At 60.7% G+C, this 24293-nt stretch carries 23 protein-coding genes; 9 read left to right on the top strand and 14 right to left on the bottom strand.

Going from position 1 to position 24293, the window contains the following annotated elements; genetic code table 11:
- Positions 1 to 2 precede the first annotated feature (2 nt).
- From GVN17_RS06820 to GVN17_RS06810, 3 genes are all read right to left on the bottom strand, one after another.
- Positions 3 to 2249, bottom strand: a complete 2247-nt coding sequence (locus GVN17_RS06820) for a molybdopterin cofactor-binding domain-containing protein (protein WP_166594474.1) — start codon at positions 2247 to 2249, stop codon at positions 3 to 5.
- Positions 2249 to 2713, bottom strand: coding sequence for a (2Fe-2S)-binding protein (locus GVN17_RS06815; RefSeq protein WP_166594473.1), 465 nt, complete (start codon positions 2711 to 2713; stop codon positions 2249 to 2251). The genes GVN17_RS06820 and GVN17_RS06815 overlap by 1 nt, the downstream gene beginning before the upstream one ends.
- 278 nt (positions 2714 to 2991) lie before the next feature.
- Positions 2992 to 3936, bottom strand: coding sequence for an AraC family transcriptional regulator (locus GVN17_RS06810; protein ID WP_166594472.1), 945 nt, complete (start codon positions 3934 to 3936; stop codon positions 2992 to 2994).
- Positions 3937 to 4230: 294 nt separating this feature from the next.
- Between GVN17_RS06810 and GVN17_RS06805 the strand changes: the two genes are divergently transcribed.
- Together GVN17_RS06805 and GVN17_RS06800 are read left to right on the top strand one after the other, a co-directional pair.
- Complete coding sequence (locus GVN17_RS06805; RefSeq protein WP_166594471.1) at positions 4231 to 5289, top strand: NAD(P)-dependent alcohol dehydrogenase; 1059 nt, start codon at positions 4231 to 4233, stop codon at positions 5287 to 5289.
- 187 nt (positions 5290 to 5476) lie between these two features.
- Positions 5477 to 6604: a metallophosphoesterase gene (locus GVN17_RS06800; protein ID WP_166594470.1), complete on the top strand. Its 1128-nt coding sequence runs from the start codon at positions 5477 to 5479 to the stop codon at positions 6602 to 6604.
- 112 nt (positions 6605 to 6716) lie between these two features.
- Here GVN17_RS06800 and GVN17_RS06795 read toward each other — a convergent pair whose 3' ends face one another.
- Positions 6717 to 6995, bottom strand: a complete 279-nt coding sequence (locus GVN17_RS06795; RefSeq protein WP_166594469.1) for a DUF2790 domain-containing protein — start codon at positions 6993 to 6995, stop codon at positions 6717 to 6719.
- A 481-nt stretch (positions 6996 to 7476) separates the two neighbouring features.
- Between GVN17_RS06795 and GVN17_RS06790 the strand changes: the two genes are divergently transcribed.
- Positions 7477 to 8346: an oxaloacetate decarboxylase gene (locus GVN17_RS06790; RefSeq protein ID WP_166594468.1), complete on the top strand. Its 870-nt coding sequence runs from the start codon at positions 7477 to 7479 to the stop codon at positions 8344 to 8346.
- A gap of 244 nt (positions 8347 to 8590) precedes the next feature.
- Here the strand turns inward: GVN17_RS06790 and GVN17_RS06785 are convergent, their stop codons facing one another.
- Complete coding sequence (locus GVN17_RS06785; RefSeq protein WP_166594467.1) at positions 8591 to 9361, bottom strand: SDR family oxidoreductase; 771 nt, start codon at positions 9359 to 9361, stop codon at positions 8591 to 8593.
- Between the two features lie 143 nt (positions 9362 to 9504).
- On the opposite strand from GVN17_RS06785, the gene GVN17_RS06780 reads away from it, so the two are divergent.
- From GVN17_RS06780 to GVN17_RS06770, 3 genes are all read left to right on the top strand, one after another.
- Entirely contained in the window at positions 9505 to 9885 is a 381-nt protein-coding gene (locus GVN17_RS06780) for a RidA family protein (protein WP_166594466.1), read from the top strand.
- Positions 9886 to 10148: 263 nt separating this feature from the next.
- Positions 10149 to 12143, top strand: coding sequence for a U32 family peptidase (locus tag GVN17_RS06775; protein WP_166594465.1), 1995 nt, complete (start codon positions 10149 to 10151; stop codon positions 12141 to 12143).
- 167 nt (positions 12144 to 12310) lie between these two features.
- Entirely contained in the window at positions 12311 to 12880 is a 570-nt protein-coding gene (locus GVN17_RS06770; RefSeq protein ID WP_166594464.1) for a GNAT family N-acetyltransferase, read from the top strand.
- A 10-nt stretch (positions 12881 to 12890) separates the two neighbouring features.
- Here GVN17_RS06770 and GVN17_RS06765 read toward each other — a convergent pair whose 3' ends face one another.
- Positions 12891 to 13220, bottom strand: coding sequence for a hypothetical protein (locus GVN17_RS06765; RefSeq protein WP_166594463.1), 330 nt, complete (start codon positions 13218 to 13220; stop codon positions 12891 to 12893).
- Positions 13221 to 13515: 295 nt separating this feature from the next.
- Here GVN17_RS06765 and pcsA point away from each other — a divergent pair, with 295 nt between their 5' ends.
- Positions 13516 to 14235, top strand: coding sequence for a phosphatidylcholine synthase (gene pcsA, locus GVN17_RS06760; protein WP_166594462.1), 720 nt, complete (start codon positions 13516 to 13518; stop codon positions 14233 to 14235).
- Between the two features lie 181 nt (positions 14236 to 14416).
- Here the strand turns inward: pcsA and GVN17_RS06755 are convergent, their stop codons facing one another.
- From GVN17_RS06755 to GVN17_RS06720, 8 genes are all read right to left on the bottom strand, one after another.
- Positions 14417 to 14713 carry a gamma-butyrobetaine hydroxylase-like domain-containing protein gene (locus tag GVN17_RS06755; protein ID WP_166594461.1) on the bottom strand — a complete coding sequence of 99 codons (297 nt, stop codon included), beginning with the start codon at positions 14711 to 14713 and terminating at the stop codon, positions 14417 to 14419.
- Entirely contained in the window at positions 14710 to 15681 is a 972-nt protein-coding gene (locus tag GVN17_RS06750; RefSeq protein ID WP_371928494.1) for a HEAT repeat domain-containing protein, read from the bottom strand. The genes GVN17_RS06755 and GVN17_RS06750 overlap by 4 nt, the downstream gene beginning before the upstream one ends.
- Complete coding sequence (locus tag GVN17_RS06745; protein WP_166594460.1) at positions 15678 to 16526, bottom strand: ABC transporter ATP-binding protein; 849 nt, start codon at positions 16524 to 16526, stop codon at positions 15678 to 15680. The genes GVN17_RS06750 and GVN17_RS06745 overlap by 4 nt, the downstream gene beginning before the upstream one ends.
- Positions 16526 to 17308 (bottom strand): ABC transporter permease, encoded by a 783-nt coding sequence (locus GVN17_RS06740; RefSeq protein WP_371928493.1) that lies wholly within the window; start codon positions 17306 to 17308, stop codon positions 16526 to 16528. The genes GVN17_RS06745 and GVN17_RS06740 overlap by 1 nt, the downstream gene beginning before the upstream one ends.
- Before the next feature lie 142 nt (positions 17309 to 17450).
- Positions 17451 to 18860, bottom strand: a complete 1410-nt coding sequence (locus GVN17_RS06735; protein WP_166594458.1) for an ABC transporter substrate-binding protein — start codon at positions 18858 to 18860, stop codon at positions 17451 to 17453.
- Positions 18861 to 19078: 218 nt separating this feature from the next.
- Positions 19079 to 19324 (bottom strand): ferredoxin family protein, encoded by a 246-nt coding sequence (locus tag GVN17_RS06730; RefSeq protein WP_110950700.1) that lies wholly within the window; start codon positions 19322 to 19324, stop codon positions 19079 to 19081.
- A 59-nt stretch (positions 19325 to 19383) separates the two neighbouring features.
- Complete coding sequence (locus GVN17_RS06725) at positions 19384 to 21114, bottom strand: fumarate reductase/succinate dehydrogenase flavoprotein subunit (RefSeq protein ID WP_166594457.1); 1731 nt, start codon at positions 21112 to 21114, stop codon at positions 19384 to 19386.
- Positions 21115 to 21232: 118 nt separating this feature from the next.
- Positions 21233 to 21694 carry an Lrp/AsnC family transcriptional regulator gene (locus GVN17_RS06720; RefSeq protein WP_166594456.1) on the bottom strand — a complete coding sequence of 154 codons (462 nt, stop codon included), beginning with the start codon at positions 21692 to 21694 and terminating at the stop codon, positions 21233 to 21235.
- A gap of 206 nt (positions 21695 to 21900) precedes the next feature.
- On the opposite strand from GVN17_RS06720, the gene GVN17_RS06715 reads away from it, so the two are divergent.
- Together GVN17_RS06715 and GVN17_RS06710 are read left to right on the top strand one after the other, a co-directional pair.
- A complete protein-coding gene (locus GVN17_RS06715) occupies positions 21901 to 23058 on the top strand; it encodes an aminotransferase class V-fold PLP-dependent enzyme (RefSeq protein ID WP_166594455.1) in 1158 nt (385 codons plus the stop codon).
- Between the two features lie 79 nt (positions 23059 to 23137).
- Positions 23138 to 24283: a MalY/PatB family protein gene (locus tag GVN17_RS06710; RefSeq protein ID WP_166594454.1), complete on the top strand. Its 1146-nt coding sequence runs from the start codon at positions 23138 to 23140 to the stop codon at positions 24281 to 24283.
- The last annotated feature ends 10 nt before the right edge of the window (positions 24284 to 24293 follow it).

Raw genomic sequence — 24293 nt, 5'->3', positions numbered from 1 at the left:
GGTCAGGTAAAGGTGTATCGGCTCAAGGGCATGCTGCGAGGCCGTTGCCCCGTCAATGCCGCGACCGCGTTGGCCACGGCAGGCGCCACCGCAGGCAGCGGCGGTTCACCGATGCCGCCCATTTTTTCCCCGCTTTCGACCACCTTCACATGCACCCGTGCCATCCGCGACGGCGGCAGAATCGGATATAAGTCGTAGTTGCGCGCACGGGGTTTACCGTCGACGTACACCGCCTCCTCCACCAATACCTGAGACAACCCCAACGACACCGCGCCGTTGACCTGCGCCTCGACAATCGCCGGGTTGACGATGCTGCCCGGGTCGATGGCTTGCCAGATGTCGTGCACCTTGACCTGCCCATGCTCGATGGACACCTCGGCGATCACGGCTGTCTGCGTGCCGAACGGCGATGCCATGGCCACGCCGCGAGCGCGTTTGCTGCCGTCCTCTGCAGTGAACGGGCCGCGCTTCCAGCCTCCCGAGAGTTCGCCGACAGCGTTGAGCAAGGTCGTCAGGCGTTTGTTGTCGCGCAACAGGTGCAGGCGCAGTTCGAACGGATCTTTGCCGCCTTTGTCCGCCAGCTCGTCGAGAAAGGACTCATAGAAGAAGTCGTTGAGCGAATTACCCACCGAGCGCCAGTAGCCCAACGTGACCGAGCCTTTGACGTAGATCTGGGCAATGCGCTTGTTGGGAATCGCGTAGGACTTGCCAGACAACCCTTCAAGGGCCGTCGGGTCGATCTTGTCGCCCTGCTTGCCGGCCAGTCCCTCGGTCGGCCCTTCCGTCGCGCTGATCGCTTCGATTGCAACAGGCCAACCGTCATTGTCCAGAGCGCCGCGGAAATTGACTGCTGCGCCGGGTCTCAAGACGTCACGCAAAAACTCTTCTTCTCGGCTCCAGATCATTTTCACCGGACGCCCGACCGCTTTCGCCAGTTCGATAGCCTGCGGGTACGGACTGGCCGAGTCGTACAGGAAATGCCGACCGAAAAAGCCGCCCAGCAACGGCGAATGCAGGGTGATACGCGACGGGTCCAGCCCGAAGCGCTTGGCAATGTCGGCCTGGAACATTTCAGGGGCCTGGTTGGGCAGCCAGATTTCCAGCGACCCGTCCGGGTTGAACCGGGCCAGGGCCGACGGCGGCTCCAACTGGGCATGGTGCAGGTACTGATTGTTGTAGGTCGCTTCGATTTTGCTCTTGGCGTTGGCCAGCGTACCGGCCACATCGCCTTCGTTTTCGTCATCGCGAGCCGGGCCTTTCTCAGCGGCCAGTCGTTTGAAATAGGCGTCGGTCGAGAAATCGGCGGGCATCACGCGCATCGTCGAATCGGCGGGTGCTTCCTGCCAGTCCACCTGAATCGCTTCCACGGCGCGCTTGGCATGCCACCAACGCTCGGCGACCACCGCCACGGCGCCGGGCAGACGGTGCACCGAATGCACGCCTTTCATGGCCTTGACCTGGTCTTCGTTGCGCAGGGTGCCCACGGTCATGCCCAGGCGCGGCGCGTGTTGCACCGCAGCGTGGAGCATGCCGTCGACTTTGAGATCGATGGTGTAGAGCGCCTTGCCGGTGGATTTGTCGTAGGCATCGAGGCGTTTGACGGGTTTGCCGATCCAGCGGAACTGGCTCGGGTCGCGCAGCGTGACGCTGGCGGGGTCCGGCACCGGCAAGTCCAGTGCGCGGCCCGCCAGTTCACCATAAGGAATGGACCGACCCGAGGCCGCGTGCACCACTTTACCGGGCTCGGTGGTCAGTTCGCTGACGGGCGCGTTGAGCGCCTCAGCCCCTGCCTGAAGCAGCATGGCGCGGGCCAACGCGCCCATACGGCGCATGGTCGGGTAGCTCATCCGGATCGACATGCTGCCGCCCGTGATGCGGATGCCGTTTTCCATCACGTAATACGCTTCACCCGGCGGAGCGCACTCCACGACAAAGGTGGCAGGGTCGGCATCGAGCTCTTCGCCGACGATCTGCGCCATGGCCGTGAACGTACCCTGCCCGCCCTCAATGAACGGCGACAGCAGCCGTACTGTGTTGTCCGGGCGAATTTCAAGAAACGCAGGCACCTGGGTCCCGCGTTCTGCGGCGGCGGTGGCGGCCTGTACGCGAGACGAACCGAGTGGCAAGCCAAAACCCAACACCAACGCGCCCACGGCGGTGCCGGTCAGGAAGCGTCGGCGGGAAAAGTTGACGGGCTCGGTCAGGGGTTGCCCCATGAGATGGGCGACGGCATCGAAACGAACGTTCATCAGGCATCCCCCTTCACGGTTTGTCCGGCGAGGTCATGGACAGCGGCATGAATCGCGTTATAGGTGCCGCAGCGGCACAGATTGACCATCGCGGCCTCGATCTGCGCGTCGCTGGGTCTGGCCGTGTGTTTGAGCAGCGCGGTGGCGGCCATCACTTGACCGGACTGGCAATAGCCGCACTGAGCGACTTGATGCTCGACCCACGTGGCGACCACACGCTTACCGACTTCATCGGACTCAATCGCCTCGATGGTCGTCACCTCACGGCCCACCACACCGGCCACCGGAGTCACGCAGGAACGCACGACGTTGCCATCCACCAGCACCGAGCACGCGCCGCACTGTGCGAGGCCGCAACCGTATTTGGTGCCCGTCATGCCCAGATCGTCGCGAATCACCCACAGCAAGGGCGTATCGGCGTCGGCATCAACTTGATAGGTCTTCTGATTAATGCGTAATTCCATGGCTCACCCGCTCATCATCGGTTGATTATGCTTTTTGATTTTTTAAACGGCGGCGCTGCGGGCAGCGATGACAGGCGGGGTCTCCCGGCTGCGTAGACGCGTGTCGAAGGCCGGCGCCAGGTGCGATGCCTGGCAGGGAGGAGGCTTTTTGAAACAGGCTCCCGGTGGCCCAACTTTAGCCCTTGGTTCTGACGTTTTCTATCCATGCCGTGAAAGGTCGGAGGATTAGGCAAGTATTCAGGAGGATTGCACTTCAGAGGCGCGCGGGTGGGCCTGATTCACTCCGTCGCGCGGCTCCCCGCCGCCAGACATGATTGGATATCGCGCATAGGTGGCGCGCCGAAACTGCGTTTGTATTCCCGGTTGAACTGGGTGGCGCTTTCGTAGCCGACACGCACGGCAGCGGTCGTGGCATCCACGGCTTCGGTCAACAGAATCCGGCGAGCCTCGTGAAGACGAAGGTGTTTCTGGTACTGCAACGGGCTCATGGCGGTCATGACCCGAAAATGGTGATGCAACGTCGACACGCCCATTCCCGCCAGCGTCGCGAGGTCTTCGATCCGCAGTGGCTGCATATAGTGGTCCCGCAGCCAGGCGATGGCCTTGGCGATGCGCTGACTCTGTGTTCCGGCGATGATCGTGTCTCGAAAGCGAAGCCCCGCCGAACTCACCAGAATCCGATAAATGATCTCGCGCTGTATGAGCGGCCCGACATGGAGCAAATCCTGGGGGTTGTCGATCAGCTTGATCAGCCGCCCCACAGCATCGAACAGCTCGACCGTCGCCGGTCCGAGGGCCATGCCGATACCGGTGGCAGCGCCGCCTGAACCGGTGGTTCCCACATCGGCCATGACCTGGCGCGCCGTCTGCAAGTCGAGTCGCATCAACAGCGAGACGTAAGGGGCTTCGGGGGTCGCGTCCAGCACTTCGGTCACCGTTGGCAGGTTGACAGCGGTGAGCAGGAATCGGGACTCGTTATAGATGTAGGTGGTTTTCCCGAGGTGCAGGCGCTTGCGCCCCCGAAGGATCAGGGAAATGCTCGGTTCGTAGACATATGAGCTGGGCACGGTCGGCCTCAGAACCGTGGCAACGCTGAGACCGGGCAACGAGGTCATGCGCTCGGCATCGTTTTTCAGAAACCTTTCAATGCGGTTTGCCAGTTCCTCGCGAATGCCGGCGGTTTCGGCACGCCGGAGATCATCCGCCTCGTTCAATTCAATCATGATGAGGGACCTGAATCACAGTGTTCATGGGGAGACGTTGCGTTCATGACGACTGTAGAGGCATGCGCCGTTTTCAAGTTAGCCCATTTCTATCGAGGGATTGCCTGATTCTCTGGCTTGCCATTGCGAGGAGATAACGGCGCGTTCCCTGTTTCCCGCCAGCGCACTCTGTCACCTCCCTCTTCCAGCCCCGTCATCCAAGCGGATCGGGCAATGACCCGGGAGTATCGGGCTGACCGGCGGCCGACATTCAGCCGTATGGTCATTGCTCCTCCCTACCAGGACATTCGACCGATGAAGACTTATGGATACGCTGCACACAATGCCAACAGCCCACTGACTCATTTTTCCTTCGAACGCCGCGAATTGCGGCCGGATGACGTTGCCATTGAAATCCTCTACTGCGGGGTGTGCCATAGCGACCTGCATCAGGCACGCGGCGATTGGAGCGCCTTCCAAAAGACGCACTACCCCTGCGTGCCGGGCCACGAGATCATTGGCAAAGTGGTCGAAACGGGCCGCCACGTCAGCCGGTTCAGCGTTGGGCAGCACGTGGCGGTCGGGACCATCATCGACAGCTGCTCGCACTGCGATCAGTGCCGACTCGGCGAAGAGCAAATGTGCCGCGAGTACCCGACCGTGACCTATAACGGGCAGGACCGGATCACCCACGACATCACCTTGGGCGGTTACGCCAAGCACACTGTCGTCAAAGACCATTTCGTGCTCGCGCTTCCCGAAAAGCTCGATCCAGCCCTCGCGGGCCCGCTGCTGTGTGCCGGGATCACCGTTTACTCCCCGCTGCGCACATGGAACGTCGGCCCCGGCAGCCGCGTAGGCGTCATCGGCATCGGCGGGCTGGGGCATCTGGCCGGGCGTTTCGCCGCAGCGATGGGCGCCAACGTAACGGTCCTCACTCGCACGTCCGGGAAGGCCGACGAGGCGTACGCATTGGGCGCTGACAATGTGCTGCTGTCCACCTCGGACGAGGCCATGGCCAGCGCCGCGTCAGCCTTTGATGTGATCATCGACACGATTCCCGTCGCCCACGACCTGTCGCCTTATCTGGGGCTGCTGGACGTGGCCGGCGCGCTGGTCATCGTCGGCAATCTGGGTGACATGGACGGCTTTAGCACCTTGCCGTTGATCATGGGGCGCCGACGCATCACCGGGTCGCCCTCCGGCGGCATTGCCCAAACCCAGGAAATGCTCGATTTCTGTGCGCGTAAAGGCATCGTTCCGGACTGCGAAACCATCGCGATCCAAGACATTAATCACGCCTTCGAACGTATGGAGCGCGGCGACGTCCGTTACCGGTTCGTGATCGACATGGCCTCACTGACCGCGGCCTGATCCTGCACTGCGAGGACACGCATGATGTTGCGTACCTCCTCTTGCAGCAAGAAACGCAGGCCATGAAATAAAACAGGGGCTTCTGAACGTATCGCCTTGGCCGTTGATCTCAACCTCTCTGGGCTGGCGCTTTCACGGCATTTATCGAGGTCGGCGCACAGGCTATTACGGACACAGGAGCCACCTGATGTTTCATCTTATGTTCAGCACGCCTTGCCTGTATGTGATCGTTCGATTCGTCTGGCCCCTGCCATGGCCCTTGCCCGTCAGAGTCGGGGCCTCGCTGGTCCTGTTGCTGGCGTCGCAGTACCACCTGTACGCGAAATTTTCCTCCGGCAGCGTGTTCTCGCCGGAGTTTCCCCGTGGGGTGATTATTCTTTTCAACTGGGCATTCGGCGCGATTCTGCTGATCGCGGTGTTGCAGCTCGTCGTTGATCTGGGCGCCCTGCTCACCCTGCTGGTTCGTCGCCGCTGGCTGGAGATTCCCGTCACGCTGCGCTATGGGATAGGGACTGCGGCGCTGTTACTGGCGGCTGTCGGCGTGCACCAGGCGATACGGGTCCCGCCGGTCAAGGACATCGATGTGGCCATTAAAGACCTGCCGCCGCAATTCGACGGCTATACCGTTCTGCAATTGACCGATATGCACATCAGTCGCCTCTTTAATCAGCCGTGGGCGCACGCGGTGGTTGATCGTTCCAACGCGCTGGGGGTTGATCTGATCGTGGTCACCGGCGACCTCATCGACGGCCCGCTCAGCGTACGAAGACAAGACGTCGAACCGCTGCGCAATCTGCACGCTCCCGACGGGGTGTATGTGATTCCCGGCAATCACGAGTATTTTTTCGATCACGAAACGTGGATGCACTACTTCGCGTCTCTGGGCATGATCCGTCTGAACAACAGCCATGCACTCATCGAGCGCAACGGCGCTCGTTTAGTCCTCGCTGGCGTCACCGACCTGAGCGCTCCACGGGCCGGTTTGCCGGGGCCGGACCTTAAGCAGGCGCTGGCAGGCGCGCCCGACCACACGCCGATCATTTTGCTGGACCACCAGCCGCGCAACGCTCGGCTCGCCGCGAGTCAAGGCGTGGCGTTGCAGTTGTCGGGACATACCCACGGCGGCATGATTCGTCCGCTTGACCTGATCATCGCTCGGGCCAACGAAGGTTTTGTGTCAGGGTTCTATGACGTTGACGGCCTGCAGCTTTACGTCAACAACGGCACCGCGCTCTGGCCAGGCTTCGCCCTGCGACTCGGCGTGCCTTCGGAACTGACACGCATCACGCTCAGGCGGGCAGCCGAGCCGGGATGATCAAGACGATAGCCATAACAGAGGAAGTTTATATAACGCACACAAAAACGCTGCGTCATTAGCGCAGCGTTTTTCTTATTGCCTATGAGCATATAAACATCGCCCAGCGAGATCAGCCGTTCTGACGGCCATAACCCATGGTGGTGTATTCCAAGTTATGGGTGACGCCGTTGCTATCAACATACGTCAGATCAGTTTTTACCAGGCCGTCAAACTTCTCAGGGTCTTGAGCGGTTTTAACGCTGGTGACCTTGGCGACGTCGAGGCCTTTGTGACGGTTGTACTGTTCGGTTTGAGACACTGGCTGTGCGCTGGCCTGGGTGTTCGACAGCTCATTGGCCGAGGCGAAGACACTGAACAGCGAGAGTGCGGCGAAGGCTACGTATTTCATGTGATTCTCCAAAAGTGGGTAAGGATCATTAAGTCGTCATTAGCAAAGCGGTGGTTTCGTTTGCTGTTGGGATCATTCTTCCCGAATAACGATGAGAAGATAAATACTCAGCATCGATAGGCGACATTACTGAAATCGATGATGTGTATTATCTTATATCCTGCAACGGTCTTTTACGCATGAAGTCATCATTAAAGTAAGTTCATCGACTTATTAACGTTTAATTTAACTATTGCGTTAACTTTGCCTTAATCAACGCAGCAAATAACGCCTGGTATGCCCATCAGGAAGCGTCTGGCCTCTCGGTTACGGGGGTCGAAAGCGCCAGCTCGCGCTTCTCGGCGCGGTGGGAGATATGTATCTTAGGCATGGCCCATGCTCAAACGACATAACCTGCGGTTTTTCGGCATGTTAGTCTCGCCGCTCATTTTAAATTGGCGTAGATCGTTTCATCGATGATGGCCAGCACCAGGAAACGTCAATGTCCAGAATCTCTCACTCCGCGCTGCGCCGTAATTTCCGTGAACTGTTGGCGTCCAGCACCAGCTTCGAAACCGCTTCCGTGTTTGACCCGATGTCAGCCCGTATTGCCGCTGACCTGGGGTTCGAAGTCGGGATTCTCGGCGGTTCGGTCGCTTCGCTGCAGGTCCTGGCGGCACCGGACTTTGCGTTGATCACCCTGAGCGAGTTCGTTGAACAGGCCACGCGTATTGGCCGTGTCGCTCAACTTCCTTTTATCGCCGACGCCGACCACGGCTATGGCAACGCGCTGAACGTCATGCGCACCGTTGAAGAGCTGGAACGCGCGGGCGTTGCGGCATTGACCATCGAAGACACCTTGCTGCCTGCGCAATTCGGTCGCAAGTCCACCGACCTGATCACCATTGAGGAAGGCATCGGCAAGGTCAAGGCTGCACTGGAAGCGCGGGTTGATCCGGAACTGTCGATCATCGCCCGGACCAATGCGGGTGTATTGCCTGTGCAAGACATCATCGAGCGAACCCAGGCGTATGAAAAAGCCGGTGCGGACGGCATCTGCATGGTGGGCATCAAGGACTTCGACCACCTCGAACAGATTTCGGAAAAACTCACCGTGCCGCTGATGCTGGTGACCTACGGCAATCCAAAACTCAGCGACAGTGACCGTCTGGCCAAGCTGGGCGTGCGTATCGTCGTAGCCGGGCATGCCGCGTACTTCGCGTCGATCAAGGCGACCTATGACAGCTTGCGTGCGCAGCGCAAGGTCACGCACAGCACCGAAAACCTCAGTGCCACCGAACTGACTCACACCTATACCCTGCCGGAAAGCTACGTGGCCTGGGCCGAGGAGTTCATGGACGTCAAGGAGTGATCGACGTCTTCACTCGACACGGCCAGCAGTAAATCGCAGGCAATAAAAAACCCGCCTGGGCGGGTTCTTTTCTATCAAGACCATTCCAACGTCCTGTCGGTTGCGTTCCGGGCAAATGGCAGATCATCCGTGACCTCTGAAGTACTTCCTGTACTTCAGTCGATGAATCCAATGTACGGCTTTCCCTGATTGGCGTATACGGCACTTTCGCTGAACTGCGTGTAAGCCTTTGGCTATACCCCGCTCAGATGACCGGAAATTCCGCACCGTCCATGGCGATCACGGTGCCGGTGATATAGCGCGCCTTGTCCGACGCCAGGAACAGCGCCAGATCGGCGATTTCTTCCGGCTTGGCCATGCGTCCCATCGGAATTTTCTGCACGCTGCGGGCGATGGCGGCGTCCATGGAAATACCGGCGTGGGCGGCGTCCGCTGCCATGCCTTCAGCCACGCGGCCCGTTTCGGTGAGGCCCGGGTTGATGCCCACCACCCGAACGCCAGTCCCGGCGTAAGCATTGCCTAATCCAGACGTCGCCAGCATCAACGCCGCATTCGCCGAACCGCCTGCCAGGTGAATCGGCTTGGCGACTTTTCCGCCGACGCCGATGATGTTGACGATCACGCCCTGCCCTCGTTCGGCCATGAGCTTGACCACCGGATCGACGACATTGATCGTGGAAAAGAACTTGGCGTTCATGGCCTCGCGCCAGAACGTCGGTGTGAGCTCTTGCGGCGGAGAGCGTTTTGCCGCGCCGGCCGAATTGACCAGCACGTCAATAGGTCCCACTTCCAGCACCACGCGTTGGACCAAGGCGGCCGCGAAAGCCTCGTCGGAAACATCGGCCGCGAAACCCACCGCCCCCGGCAGTGTCTTCAGCGCCGCGTCGATATTGGCCTGGGCGCGGGAGCTGATCACGACCCGGGCGCCCTGAGCCGCGAACTGCTGCGCGCAGGCCAGGCCAATGCCTTTGGAGCCGCCGGTGACGAGAACGATCTTGCCGTCGAATTCTTTCATTGCTGTCTCCCTGGGGGTGGGCGTTTGAGTGCTGATCGAAACGGGCGACGTTACACCATTTCGCGACTGCTTTATCATCGCCCCCTTCACAACGGCTGCGCTGCCTCAGGCGTGCCGTTTCGTTTCCTCATCAGAGAGCGCTCATGTCCAGCCAACACGTTACCTTCCTGCCCGATCCAGACGCGGATTCCATTTCTTCTGACGTTGCGACGTTCGGCGGCATTATGGTCTCCACGCAGATCCCGACCCGTGCTGACGGCAGCCTGGAACTGGGCACGATCACGGCTCAGAGCGAATGCACCCTTCAGGCGCTGAAAGTCGCGCTGGAACGTGCGGGCAGTTCGATGGACCGTGTGATGCACCTGACCATCTACTTGACCGACATGGCCGACCGGGCTGCGTTCAATGAGGTGTACAAGCGCTTCTTCGCGAAGCCCTGGCCCGTGCGTGCAGCGGTAGGCGTTGCGGCGCTTGCCGTGGAAGGCATGCGCGTGGAAGTGACGGCGATGGCGGCCAAGGGCTAACGTTTCGAGGCAGGATTCATCCTTCCCGGGCGAACCGGCATCCCTGTAGGAGCGAATTCATTCTGGGCGGCATTCCGACGAAGGGCCGGCACAGTCCATACATTTCTGTCGCCTGACCCATTTTTCGCGAATGAATTCGCTCCTACAGAAAATTGGGTCCGCCGGGGCGTTCTGTTTTCCGCCATCGGGCAGTCCATGGATGCCCCTCGGGCGTTTCGCCGCTACAATGCGCGCCTTGACCGTGACGATCCGACTAAAAAAACATGTCCCTACCCAAGCATCACCTGGAATTGCTCAGCCCGGCCCGCGATGTGGCGATTGCCCGCGAGGCCATTCTGCACGGCGCTGACGCCATTTATATCGGTGGCCCGAGCTTCGGCGCACGCCATAACGCTGCCAACGAAGTCAGCGACATCGCCGAGCTGGTCGAATTCGCCCGTCGCTATCACGCGCGGGTTTTCACCACGATCAACACGATCCTGCATGACAACGAACTGGAGCCAGCGCGCAAGCTGATCCACCAGTTGTACGACGCAGGCGTGGACGCGTTGATCGTTCAGGACCTGGGCGTCATGGAGCTGGATATTCCGCCCATCGAGCTGCACGCCAGCACCCAGACCGACATTCGTACACTGGAGCGAGCCAAGTTCCTCGACCAGGCCGGTTTCTCGCAGTTGGTACTGGCCCGTGAGCTGAATCTTCAAGAGATTCGCGCCATCGCCGACGAAACCGACGCCGCCATCGAGTTCTTCATTCATGGCGCACTGTGCGTGGCGTTTTCCGGCCAGTGCAACATTTCCCACGCCCACACCGGCCGCAGCGCCAACCGTGGCGACTGCTCCCAGGCCTGCCGCCTGCCCTACACATTGAAAGACGATCAGGGCCGCGTCGTGGCCTTTGAGAAACACCTGCTGTCGATGAAGGACAACAATCAGAGCGCCAACATCCGCGCCCTCGTCGAAGCCGGCGTGCGCTCGTTCAAAATCGAAGGCCGCTACAAGGACATGGGCTACGTGAAGAACATCACGGCCTATTACCGCCAGCGCCTGGACGACGTGCTTGAAGACCGCCCGGACTTGGCCCGCGCCTCCAGCGGCCGCACCGCGCATTTCTTCCTGCCCGACCCGGAAAAAACCTTCCACCGCGGCAGCACTGACTATTTCGTCACCGACCGCAAGATCGACATCGGCGCCTTCGACACCCCGACCTTCACGGGCCTGCCTGTGGGCATCGTCGAAAAAGTCGGCAAGCGCGACCTCCAAGTCGTGACCCATGACCCGTTGACCAACGGCGACGGCCTCAACGTGCTGATCAAGCGCGAAGTGGTCGGCTTCCGCGCCAACATCGCCGAGCCAAAAGGCGAATTCGAAGAAGACGGCGAAAAGCGCTACCGCTATCGCGTCGAACCCAACGAAATGCCAGCCGACTTGCATAAAGCCCGTCCGAATCATCCGCTGAATCGCAACCTCGACCACAACTGGCAACAAGCCCTGCAGAAGACCTCTGCCGAGCGCCGGATTGGTGTGTCGTGGCAGGCGCAGCTGCGTGAATCGCGTCTGGACATCACCGCCACCAGTGAGGAAGGCATCAGCGCCAGCGTCTCGCTGGACGGCCCATTCGGCGTGGCCAACAAACCGGAACAGGCACTGGATCAACTGCGCGACCTGCTCTGCCAGCTCGGCACCACCCAGTACCACGCCGTCGACGTCAAATTCGACGCGCCCGAGGCGTTCTTCATCCCGAACTCGCAGCTCAAGGCCTTGCGCCGCGAAGTCATCGAAGCCCTCACCGTCGCCCGCGTCGCTGCCCACCCACGAGGCGGTCGCAAGGCCGAAACCAGTCCGCCGCCGGTCTACCCGGAAGCGCACCTGTCGTTCCTGGCCAACGTATACAACCAGAAGGCGCGCGACTTCTACCACCGCCACGGCGTCAAGCTGATCGACGCTGCGTACGAAGCCCACGAAGAAGCAGGCGAAGTGCCGGTGATGATCACCAAACATTGCCTGCGTTTCTCCTTCAACTTGTGCCCGAAACAGGCCAAGGGCGTCACGGGCGTCAAGACTAAAGTGGCACCGATGCAGCTGATCCACGGCGACGAAGTCCTGACCCTGAAATTCGACTGCAAGCCATGCGAAATGCACATCATCGGCAAGATGAAAGGTCACATCCTCAACCTGCCACAACCCGGCAGCGCACCGGTCGTGGGCCACATCAGCCCCGCCGACCTGATGAAAACCATCCCTCGAGCACCGCACTGAGTCAGCACGGGCGCGCCGCAACGGCGCGCCCGACCGCTTCTCCCCCACCTCTCGCCCACCAATAGCGACAGTCGTCAGCCTGCCTGCGACGCGCCCACCGCGGCCATTGGCGAGCCTTTCAATATCCACGCTATAACAGGCGCCCAATGTCTTGTGGAGCCTTGTGAATGACTGTCGAGTTTCGTCCGGCCACGGCGGCGGATGCCCGTGAGATTGCCCGTTTGTTTCAGATCACGTCGGAGGGGGCTTCGGATTACATCTGGAGTCAGTTGGCGGAGCCCGGTGAGGCGTTGCTGGACGTAGGGACTCGGCGTTATGCCAGGGAGGGCGTGGACTTTTCCTTTCAGAACTGCCTGATCGCCGAGGCCCATGGCGAGGTCATTGGCATGATGCACAGCTATGCCATGCGCGAAGACCCGAACCCGACACCGGCGACCGATCCGGTGCTGGCGCCTTACGCAGACATGGAAATCCCTGACACGCTGTACATTTCGAGCCTGGCGTTGCACGAAGGCTGGCGCAGCAAGGGACTCGGTTTGCGGTTTCTGGAAAGCGCCCAGGCCCGCGCCGCCGCCATGGGGCTGAAGGGATTGAGCCTGATCGATTACGCCGAGAACACCGGCGCTCGACGCTTTTACGAACGTCACGGTTTCAGTGTGGTGAAGACCTGCCAGATCACGCCTCACCCGATGATCAGGGTCACCGGCGAAGCGTATCTGATGCAGCTTTTGAGCTGATCGGTCCAAATTACCGGCGCGCCAGTTCGTGCCGGGTGCACCCTTCGTAGTACACCTGCCGAACGCCTTCGGGGCGCATGCGCGAATCGCTGTTGTAGGTCTGTTCGGTGATGCCCAACGCGCTCATGCGCATCCATTGCTGGGGGAAGTGCCGGGCCTGAAACTTTTTCCGGGCCCCGTACAACGTCAGCCCCGCCAGTTTGTATTGCTGTGCCGTGCTGGCGATGCCTGCGCCCCACGTGCAGAGATCACGTTCGTTTTTGCTCAAATCCCGTGCAAATACGTGGCTGGAAGCGGCTGAAAGAACACAGAACGTCACAAACCACTTGATAATCCGCATGCAAATCCCTGGCTAAGTCACTGATCAGGCGTGGATTCTGCCGAGACTTTTCTGCAAAAGGGGCCAGCATAGTGCCTCTTTAGGCCCGCAGCCGACCAATGACCGGTAAGGGGTGTAAATCCCGAGCCGGGATGTGACAATTGCGTCACGAAACCCCGCGCCGCCTGCTACCGTGTAGAGGTGACAGGTGAACCTTATGGACCGACAACCGGTCGATAGTTGCACCTCTGGCCAGGTCTACGGTCACCGCCACGGTGAATCGATCGGGCCAGCTTTATTTTCAGAAGGACCGTCCATGATTCCAATTCAACGTATCGCCTGGCTCAAAGCGTGGGGTGCCCATGGTTTTACGGCGACCGGCGTCGTCCTCGCGTTCCTCGCGACCATCGCGCTGTTCGATAACCAGCCCAAGGCTTGCCTGCTGTGGCTGGGCATCGCGCTGATCGTGGATGGCCTGGACGGCTCGCTGGCGCGCAAGGTCAACGTGCAGTCGGTCCTGCCGCATTTTGACGGTTCGGTGTTGGATCTGGTGATCGACTATCTGACCTACGTCTTTATCCCTGCCCTGTTTATCTACCGCTACATTCCCCTCCCCGACTACACCCTGCTGCTGACGATTTCGATCATTCTGGTGTCGTCGCTGTTCTGCTTCTGCAACACCGAGATGAAGAGCAAGGACAATTATTTTGTGGGCTTCCCGGCGGCCTGGAACGTGGTTGCGTTGTGTGTGTACATCCTGTCGCCCGCGCCGTGGCTGACGTTCATCACGGTGATCTGCCTGGCGCTGCTGACCGTCACCCGCATGAAGTTCCTCCACCCGTTCCGCGTGCGCCGCTTCATGCCGCTCAACATCGCGGTGACCAGCGTGTGGTTCTTGTGCAGCTTTTTGATGGTGATCAACCATCCCTACAACGGCTCGTGGGTGCTGAGCGTATGGCTGGTGATGTCGGCGTACTTCCTGGGGATTTGTATCTGGCGCACGTCGCTGGAATGGATTGATAAAGCGCGGTATTGATCCAGGTGCTGGCGTCATGAAAAAAGCAGCCTCCTGAGGCTGCTTTTTTGTGGGCGCTTGGCACGGTTTTCTGTGGGAGCGAATTCATTCGCGAAATGATGTATCAGACGGTGGAGATACATGGGCTGTACCGGCCAATCGCGAATGAATTCGCTCCTACAGGGATATTGCATTTCAGTCTTCAGGCGGTGCTTTCCGGACCCAACCCCGCCAAATACGCCCACGGGTAAATCCCGCGCTGATGCCCGTCGCTGAACACCAGTTGCAACCCGTAGCCCTGTGGGTTGATCTCAATCAGACATAACGAAGACGCAACCACCGGTTTCATCCCCTTCAAACGAAACGCCCGGCATTGCGAGCACGGACATTGCTGTCGCAGCAGCACATGGTCAATGTACTGCTCACGCCCACCCTGCCAGCTCAACCTCAGGCGCTGCCGCTCCGTGGAATTGCCGATGGAGACCGGGGCCGGGATCATGGCAGTTGCGCCAAGGCGATGCGCACGGCCTTGCGCACCTCGGGATCGCCGTCGTGTTCCAGCTGCAACAGCGCCGGTCGCGCGCGGCCGTCGCGCAGTTCACCAAGGGCCAAGGCCGCTTCTTTGCGCAGGTTGCTGATGCCGTGGGTCAAGACTTCCACCAACGGCCACAGCGCCTCGACGTGACGCAAACGCCCCAGGCTGCGGGTGGCACGCAACCGCACTTGCCAGTACTCATCCGCCAAGGCGTCGATCAGCGCCGGTCCGGCGTCCTGTTGCCCCACCTTGCCCAACGTCGTGGCCGCCTCTTCGCGCACTTGCCAGGCGTCGTCCTGCAAGGCTTTACGCAAAGCAGGCAACACGTCGGCGTTGCTGGCCAGCCCCAGCGCCCCGGTCGCTGCGCGACGCACTTCACTGTCAGGGTCCTGGCTGGCCAGGGTGGCCAAGGCAGCCAGCGCATCGGTGTTCTTCAGCCAGCCCAGCACCCCAACGGCCTCTCGACGCACGCCAGCGTCCTCGTCGGCCAACGCATGAAGCGCGGCAGGTGCGGCGTCTTCAAGGCGCAATTCACGCAGCGCCCGAAACGCCGCGGTCCGCACACTGACGTCAGCGTGGTCCGCCCACGGCAGAATCACCCGGCCCGCCTCCACCGTCTTCAACACGCTCAGGCTCTGAGCGGCCGCGTCACGCACCGCAGGCTCGGCGTCGGTCAAGGCTTCACACAGGGCCTGCACCACGTCCGGCTCTTCCCAGGCTTCCAGCAGTGCTGCAGCTTGCGCACGCACATCGGTTGCCGGGTCAGACGCCAGCCGGTTTGCCAACCAGTCCAACCCCTCCGGCTCTTCAAGGTCCGCCAGTTCGATCAGCGCGATGCGTCGCACGCCAGCGTCCGTATGTTCGAGACGGCTTCGCAGGGCGAGAATCTCCGGGTGGTCGATGTCTTCAAAATAGCTCGTCAGGTCAGTCATAAGGCCAGTCGCAGTCCGTCGTGTTCGTTAGGAAGCCCGAGGGGGTTCAGCCGTGGCAGCTGCCGACCGTCCTCGTGGTGCAGCAGTTCGAGGCAATGCCGTTTCAGGCGCGAAAATTCCGGGCGGGTCACCAGCTCAGTGCTTCTCGGGCGCGGAAAATCCAGTTGCAGGTCTTCGATGAAACGCCCTGGCCGTGGACTCATGACCAGAATCCGGTCAGCCAGGAACAGCGCCTCGTCGATGTCATGGGTCACGAACACCACGGTGGTGCGAATCCGCGTCCAGATGTCCAGCAACAGCGCCTGCATCTTCATGCGGGTCAAGGCGTCCAGCGCACCAAAGGGCTCGTCCATCAGCAGCAGACGCGGGCGGTTGATCAGCACACGAGCGATTTCCACCCGCTGCTGCATGCCGCCCGACAGCTGATTCGGCCAGTGCCCGGCAAACCCTTCGAGGCCCACCAGGGCGAGCATTTCATCTGCGGCCGACAGGCGCTCGGCCTTGCCCACCCCGCTCATCTTCAAGCCAAAGGCGACGTTCTCGCGAACGGTGCGCCAGGGAAACAACGTGTGTTGCTGAAAGACCATGCCCCGTTGCGGCGACGGCCCATTGACCGAAGCGCCATCGACACTGAGGTTGCCAGCGACCGGCTGCAGGTGCCCGGCCAGCGCGCCGAGCAGGGTCGACTTGCCACAGCCGGACGGCCCGAGAATGCAGACGAACTGCCCCGACTCGATCTGGCAATCCAGCGCCTGCACGGCTTGAAAGGCGTTCTGCCCTTCGCCCAGGGATATCGTGAGGCCGTGTATGTCCACGCGGCCTGCGGGGTGGGTCGCGACAGTCATCAGGCTTTTCCTCGTGGTCGGTGCCAAGGGGTGAACAACTGCCCCAAACGCTTGATCAACAGGCTGCTGCCCATGCCCAGCAGGCCGATCAGCAGCATGCCGACGACGATGTCGGCGTAGTTCTGGATGGTGTACGACTCCCAGGTGTAATAGCCGATGCCGAACTGCCCGGAAATCATCTCGGCCGTCACCAGGCAAAACCACGAGGTGCCCATGCCGATGGCCAGGCCGGTAATGATGCTCGGCGCGGCGCCCGGCAGAACGACTTCCAACAGAATCGCCCGCCGCCCTGCCCCCAGGCTTTTTGCCGACGCGATCAGTCGCGGATCGACGCCTTCGACACCGTGCACGGTGTTGAGCAGGATCGGAAACAGCGCGCCGGTGAAGGTGATGAACACCATCGACAGTTCGGAAGACGGAAACATCAGGATCGCCAGCGGAATCCACGCCACGGCCGGAATCGGTCGCAGCACTTCTAGTGGCGGCAGTAGCACGTCTTCCGCCCAGCGCGAACGGCCAATGATGACGCCCAGGCCAACGCCGATGATCAAGGCGGCCAGATACCCCGCGAACACTCGGCTGAGACTGGCCGTCAGGTGCTGCGTCAGCCGACCCGAATCCACCAGTCCGGCCGCAGCCTCGATCACCGACAGCGGCGTCGGGACGTTGGCGAAGGTCACCAGCCCTAGATTCCAGTGGTTGCTCGCTGCCAGTTGCCAGAACAGCAGGCAGAGCAGAATGGATGCGCTTCTCGGCAACCATCGCAGCAAAGGTGAAGTCACAGCGTTCTCCATGTGTGTGCAAGTCTTTCAAAACGACGCAGCTATCACTGTAGGAGTGAGCTTGCTCGCGATAGCGTCCGGTCAGCGGAATCGGTTTCATGCCGCCCACCCTTATCGCGAGCACGCTCACTCCTACAAAGGGTCAGCGGCTGGCCACAGCAACTTGAGTGCTGGCGTTCTGGAAGTTCAACACCTTGCCCCCCTGCGCCTGAGCGAATTGCTGCGCCTGGCCTTTGAGAAGGAAGGCACTCAACCGACCTTTGCTGTCACTGGCAAACCACGCCTGACTGGCCAACAGCTTGATCCCGCTGTCTTCGGCCTGGGCGTACACAGCGCGGATCGGCTTGCCGTCCTTGTTCAGCGCCTGCAAGGCCGTGAATGCCGATTCGGCCGAGGCGTAATGGCGCACTTTCGGCTCACCCTTGACCCAGATTTCGGCGACGTGGCTGAAGTCGGTGATCAGCTTGCCCGTCAGCGCGTCGTTGGCCTTGAGCGGCGACTGGGCGTAGTTGGCCAATTGCGCGTTGTAGTCCACGCCCGATGCCTTGTACGCCGCACGGACGTATTGGTCGTCGATGAAGGTGTTCAGGTCCAGCCCGCGGTCGGCTTTCTTCATCAGTTTGAGCGTGTCGATGGCGGTGCCGACGGCCTGGCGGTATTCGGGTTTCCAGGTCTGATCCCGGGTCTGCAAGCCCAAAGGGCCGTGGAACAGGTAATTGACTTCGGCCTCGATGCCGGTGACTTTTTCGATCAACTCGCTGTATTTCTCGGGCTCGGCCGCCAGCAACTGATTGGCCTCGATTCCGGCGCGCAGGTAGGCGACGACGATTTCCGGGTATTTCTTCGCGTAGCTTTCGTCCACCAGCGCGCCGTGGAATGTCGGGGTGTTGGATTGGGAACCGTCATAGATTTTGCGGGCGAAGCCACGGTTCGGGAACAGTTCTCCAAACGGCACGAAGTCGGCGTGGGCGTCTATCTTGTCGGCTTGCAGCGCAGAACCTGCGACTTCCGGCGCTTGGGCGATGATGTTGACGTCTTTCAGCGGGTCCCAGCCCTGAGCCGCGACGGCGCGCAGCAGCATGCCGTGGGCAGTGGACGCGAACGGCACGGAGATCGTTTTGCCCTTCAAGTCGGCCAACGACTGCGCCGTGGACGCGGTCGGTACGACGATGCCGTTGCCGCTGCCCTTGATGTTGCCCGACAGCACGCTGATGAACAGGCTGTGCTTGCCTGCGGTTTCGAACGCGACGCCGTTGAAGGCGCCGGGGAAATCGGCCATCGCGCCAAAATCCAGTTTGCCCGCCACCATCTCATTGGTCAGCGGCGCCCCACTGGTGAAGTTTTTCCACTCGACCTGGTACTGCGCGTCTTTGTATTTGCCGTCATGGGGCAGGTATTTGTCGAGCAGCCCGAGCTCGCGAATCAGCAGCCCGCCGGCCGCGCAATTGATGGTGGTGTCTTGGGTGCCGATGGCAATCCGGATGGTCTCGGCCTGAACCGACAGACTCAACGAAGCCAGTACGAAACCGGCCAGCGTGGCGCGTAATAACATGGATGTATCCCCTCGCATCATTTATAGGAAGTGTCGTCTCCGCCGCGATCGGGCGCGGTGGGAAACGAGGGGTGCTGCGTGAATCAGCGTCCGGGGTTGGCGGATGGCTTTAGGTTCACGTGTAGGAGTGAGCCTGCGCGCGATGAGATGGATCAGACGCATAACGGTGTCTGACCTGACGCAATCGCGAGCAAGCTCACTCCTACAAAGTTTACGTATCAGCGCAGCAGGTACGGAATCTCGACCTTCACGGCACCGGTCGGGCAGTCCTTCTCGCAGGGCATGCAATACCAGCACTCGTCGAACGCCATGTAAGCCTTCTGGGTCGCGGGATTGATCGCCAACAGGTCCATCGGGCAGACGTCGACGCACACCGTGCAGCCCTTGTCGGCGATGCACTTGTCCTCGTCCACGGTGACCGGGGCGTTGGAGCGGAAGAAGATTTCCTGGGGCTGGTAAGCCATGTCACGGTGTCCTTGGCGCGTATCGCGCTCTCTGTCTAAAAGGTGCAGGCGACGCTGGATCAGGCAGCGTCAGCCCCCACGCGCAGGCGGTCATAGGCGAGCATTTCGTCGGCGTCCAACGCCACGATGTAAGGCTCGACCGGCTTCTTGAAACTGACCATGCGGCCGTCTTCGTCTTTCTTCAGGTGCGCATGGCAGAACCAGTCGCGGTCGTTGCGCAGTGGATGATCGACGCGATGGTGGTACAGACCCCAACGACTTTCGGTGCGATACAGCGAAGCGCGGGCGGCCATCTCGGCGCAGTCACGGATCACGCTGACTTCCATGGCCCGCATCAGTTCGTGAGCATTGTTGGCTTTCACTTGGTCGAGATCGCGCTCGATGTCATCAAAGCGCTGCAAGCCGATCTGCATCTTTTTGGTCACTTTTGGCGGTTGCAGATAGTCGTTCACAAAACGCCGCAGCTTGTATTCGACCTGCGCCGGTGGCAGGCCGTGCTCGCGATCCAGAGGCGCATAGACTCGCGCCTTTTCGCGTTCGATCTGTTGCGCATTCACGCTGCTGAAGTCCCGCTCCGCGACGTAATCCGCCGCGTTGTTGCCGGCGAACCAGCCATACGTGAACGCGCCGAGCATGTAATTGTGCGGCACCGCTGCCATGTCGCCCGCCGAATACAGGCCCTTGACCGACGTTTCCGCACGCTCGTTGACCCACACCCCCGAGGCGGAATGCCCGCTGCAAAAGCCGATTTCCGAGATGTGCATCTCCACCATCTGGCTGCGGTAATCGGTGCCGCGATTGGCGTGAAACTGCCCACGACTCGGGCGCTCGTTGCTGTGCAGGATTTCCTCGATGTTCTGGATGGTTTCTTCAGCCAGGTGATCGAGCTTGAGAAACACCGGACCGTTACCGCTTTCCAGTTCCTGGTGGAACTCCCACATCATCTGGCCGCTCCAGTAGTCGCACTCGATGAAGCGTTCGCCCTTGTTGTTGGCGGTGTAGCCGCCCAAGGGGCCGGTCACGTACGCGCAAGCGGGGCCGTTGTAATCCTTGATCAGCGGGTTGATCTGGAAACACTCCAGGTTTGCCAGTTCTGCACCGGCGTGATAGGCCATCGCGTAACCGTCGCCTGCGTTGGTCGGGTTTTCGTAGGTGCCCATCAGGTAACCCGACGACGGCAGGCCCAGACGGCCGGCGGCGCCGCAACAGAGGATCACGGCCTTGGCTTTGATCACGTAGAAATCGGCGGTGCGGCAGTCGAACCCCATGACGCCGTTCACCGCGCCTTCGTCATCGGTGAGCAAACGGGTGCAGACCACGCGGTTGGTGATGGTCACCCTCGCCCGTTTCAACTGGCGGTACAGCACTTTCTTGATGTCGTGGCCTTCAGGCATCGGCAACACGTAGGCGCCCATGTGGTGGACTTTTTTGACGGCGTAATCGCCGGTCTCGTCCTTCTCGAACTTCACGCCCCAGCGGTCCAGTTGCTCGATGGTTTCGTAGCTGTGGGTCGCATAAGCGTGCACCGCCGCCTGATTGACGATGCCGTCGTTGGCGATGGTGATTTCCTTGGTGTATTGCTCAGGCGTGGCGTGGCCGGGAATCACGGCGTTGTTCAAGCCGTCCATGCCCATGCTGATCGCGCCGCTGCGCTTGACGTTGGCCTTGTCGATCAGCAGCACGCGCAGGTCGCGATTGCGTTCCTTGGCTTTGATCGCCGCCATCGGTCCGGCTGTACCGCCGCCGATCACCACGATGTCGTATTCCTGTTCCAGCACTTGGCGCGTCATCACTGAGCCTCCGGGTGATGCATATTCGCATCACTTGTCATAACGAGTTATGGCGGAAGGATAATGAGCTTAAGCGCGGGTCGAGAAATACCGTTTGGCTATAAGGATATGCGTGCCGTCAGCCGGTGTAGGTCAACGGCAGTTGCGTGGTGGATTTGATCTGCTCCATGGCGAAGCTCGAGCTGATGTCGGTGATCCCGGACAGTTGGATCAGCTTCTTATAGACGGCGTCATAACCGGCAATGTCCGGGACAACGATACGTAACATGTAATCTGTATCTCCTGCCATTCGATAGCATTCCACCACTTCAGGCAGCGTAGATATCAAGTCGTGAAAGCGCCCTAGCCACTCAGCGTTGTGCTGGTTGGTACGTATCGCAGCGAATACGGTGACGTTGACGTTCAATTGGCCGGGGTCCAGCAATGCAACGCGCCCCCTGATCATCCCCTGCTCTTCCAGCTTCTGAACCCGCCGCCAACACGCGGTGCTGCCCAAGCCAATGGCGTCGGCGATTTCTGCAATGGGACGGGTACAGTCGGCCTGAAGAATCCCGAGAATGGCTTGATCGAATTTATCCATCGTAAGGTGTCGACTCGTGTGAAGGTTATGACCGATGGCGATAAAGATAAGCCAAAACCTGCAGCGGACGGAATCCTATTCTCCAAAGTGCGGGAAGGTGCGAAAAATAATCTAACCAGCCGCCCAATCAGTGTTCAGTAATCAATTTTTTTTCAGGTCCGCGCAGGTAATATTTTTCCCATTACGGACAGCGCGGATTTCTCCCCATGAGCACACTTCCTTGTTACTTCGATTACGCCGCCACCACCCCTGTCGATGACCGTGTCATCCAGGCGATGGTCACCTGCCTCGGTCGCGAAGGCACCTTCGGCAACCCCGCCTCCAACTCCCACGCCTATGGCAATCTCGCCCGCCAGTCAGTCGAACTCGCTCGCCGTCAGGTCGCTGAGCTCGTCGGCTGCTCGGCCGATTCAATCATCTGGACGTCCGGGGCCACCGAATCCAACAACCTCGCGATCAAAGGGATTGCGCAACGTGCGCAGGGTCAGCGCCGTCACCTGATCACCAGCTGCATCGAGCATAAAGCCGTGGTCGATACCGTACGCCAACTGGAACAGGCGGGGTTTCCCGTGACATGGCTTGAACCCGACAGCGCCGGTTTGATCCGCCCCGACGCCGTTCGCAATGCCCTGCGGGACGACACGCTGCTGGTGTCGCTGATGCTGGTGAATAACGAACTCGGCACGCTGACCGACATCGCCACCATCGGCGAGATGCTCCGCGCTCAGGGCGTGCTTTTCCACGTCGACGCCGCACAAGGCGCAGGCAAGGTGGCCATTGATCTCAACGCACTGCCTGTGGACCTGATGTCGTTCTCCGCTCACAAAATCTACGGCCCGAAAGGCATTGGCGCGCTGTACGTCGGCGAGCGTGCCCGTCCGTTGCTCGAAGCGCAGATTCACGGCGGCGGGCACGAACAGGGTTTCCGCTCCGGGACGCTGGCCACCCACCAAATCGTCGGCATGGGCGCGGCCTACGCGTTGGCGGCCGCTGAAATGCACGAAGAAGTCGCACGCATCACTGCGCTCTCCGATCGCCTGCGCGACGGCCTGCTGCAATTGCCCGGCGTCAGCCTGAATGGTGATCCGCATCAACGGGTCCCGCACACGCTCAACGTGTGCGTCGACAAACCCGGCTTCAACGCCCTGAGCCTGTCGAGCGACCTTGCAGTCTCGTCGACCTCTGCCTGCAATTCGGCAAGCAGCGGCGCGTCTCACGTCCTGCTGGCCATGGGCTTATCGCCTGCGCTCGCCAGCAGCAGCTTGCGCCTGAGCCTCGGTCGCTACACCGACGCAGCCGACGTCGACAAAGCCATCGCGGTCATTGCCGGGCGGGTCAACAGTCAGGCGACGACGTTCTGGTAAGACTTTGCGCCACGGCCATGCCTTCGCGCCCTCGTCTCTGGCACAATCGCCCATCGTTTTAGTCGAGACCGTCACGAGCATGGACCTGAACAGCGTTTATCAGCGCCTGAACACCGGCAGCAAGAAGTGGAGCCAGTACCCTGAAGACGTGTTGCCGATGTGGGTGGCAGACATGGATTTCCCGGTGGCCCCACCCATCATGCAGGCGCTGAAGAACCGGCTGGAACACCCGCTGTTGGGGTATTCAGTGGCGCAGGACACCTTGCGTCAGACGCTGGTCGAGCACTTGGCGCGTCGGTACGGCTGGCACGTTCAGCCGCAGGATCTGGTGTTTTTGCCCGGTGTCGAGCCGGGCGTGAACATGGCCTTGAATACACTGGCGCCTCCGGGCAGTGGCGTAGTGGTGCAGACGCCCAATTATTCGCCGCTGCTCAGTGCTCCGGCGAACTGGAAACTGCCACGGGTAGACCTGCCTTTGCAGGCCGATGCGAACGGCGAATATCCGACTGACATCGCGGCATTGCAACACGCCCTGCTCAGTGCCCGTACTTTTTTGCTCAGCAACCCGCACAACCCCATGGGCAAGGTCTTCGACCGCGAAGAACTTCAAGCTATCGGTGACGCCTGTGTGCGGCACGACGTACTGATCGTCTCCGATGAAATTCATGCCGATATCCTGTTCGACGGGCGTCGCCACACGCCTGTTGCGTCCCTGAGCGCGGAAATCGCTGATCGCTCGGTGACGCTGATGTCGGCCAGCAAGGCGTGGAACATCGCCGGGATGAAAACCGCCTTCGCCATCATCCAGAACGCCGATCTGCGCGAGCGCTTCAATGCCGGTCGGCTGGGGCTAGTGGACAGCGTCAACGCCTTGGGGCTCGAAGCGACGCACGCGGCCTACAGCCAGGGCGAAGCGTGGCTCCAGCAGGTCAACGCGTATTTGCAGGACAACCGCGATTACCTGGCCCACGCCATCAAAAACCGCTTCCCCGGCGTTCGCATGCACCTGCCGCAGAGCACCTATCTGGCCTGGCTCGACTGCTCGGCGCTGGACATCCAGCACCCGCAGGCATTCTTTTTGCGCGAGGCGAAAGTGGCGCTCAGTGACGGCCTGGAGTTTGGCGAGGACTGCGGCCAGTTCGTGCGCCTGAACTTCGGCTGCCCTCGGCCGATGCTGGAAGAAGCGTTGGCGCGCATGGAGCGCAGTCTTCAGCCACCCGCGTGACCTTCGACGG

The sequence above is a fragment of the Pseudomonas sp. SLFW genome, from assembly GCF_009905615.1.
GTDB lineage: Bacteria > Pseudomonadota > Gammaproteobacteria > Pseudomonadales > Pseudomonadaceae > Aquipseudomonas > Aquipseudomonas bambusae.
Note: the sequence above shows the minus strand (reverse complement) of the source record. Positions and strands in the feature narration are given on the sequence as shown.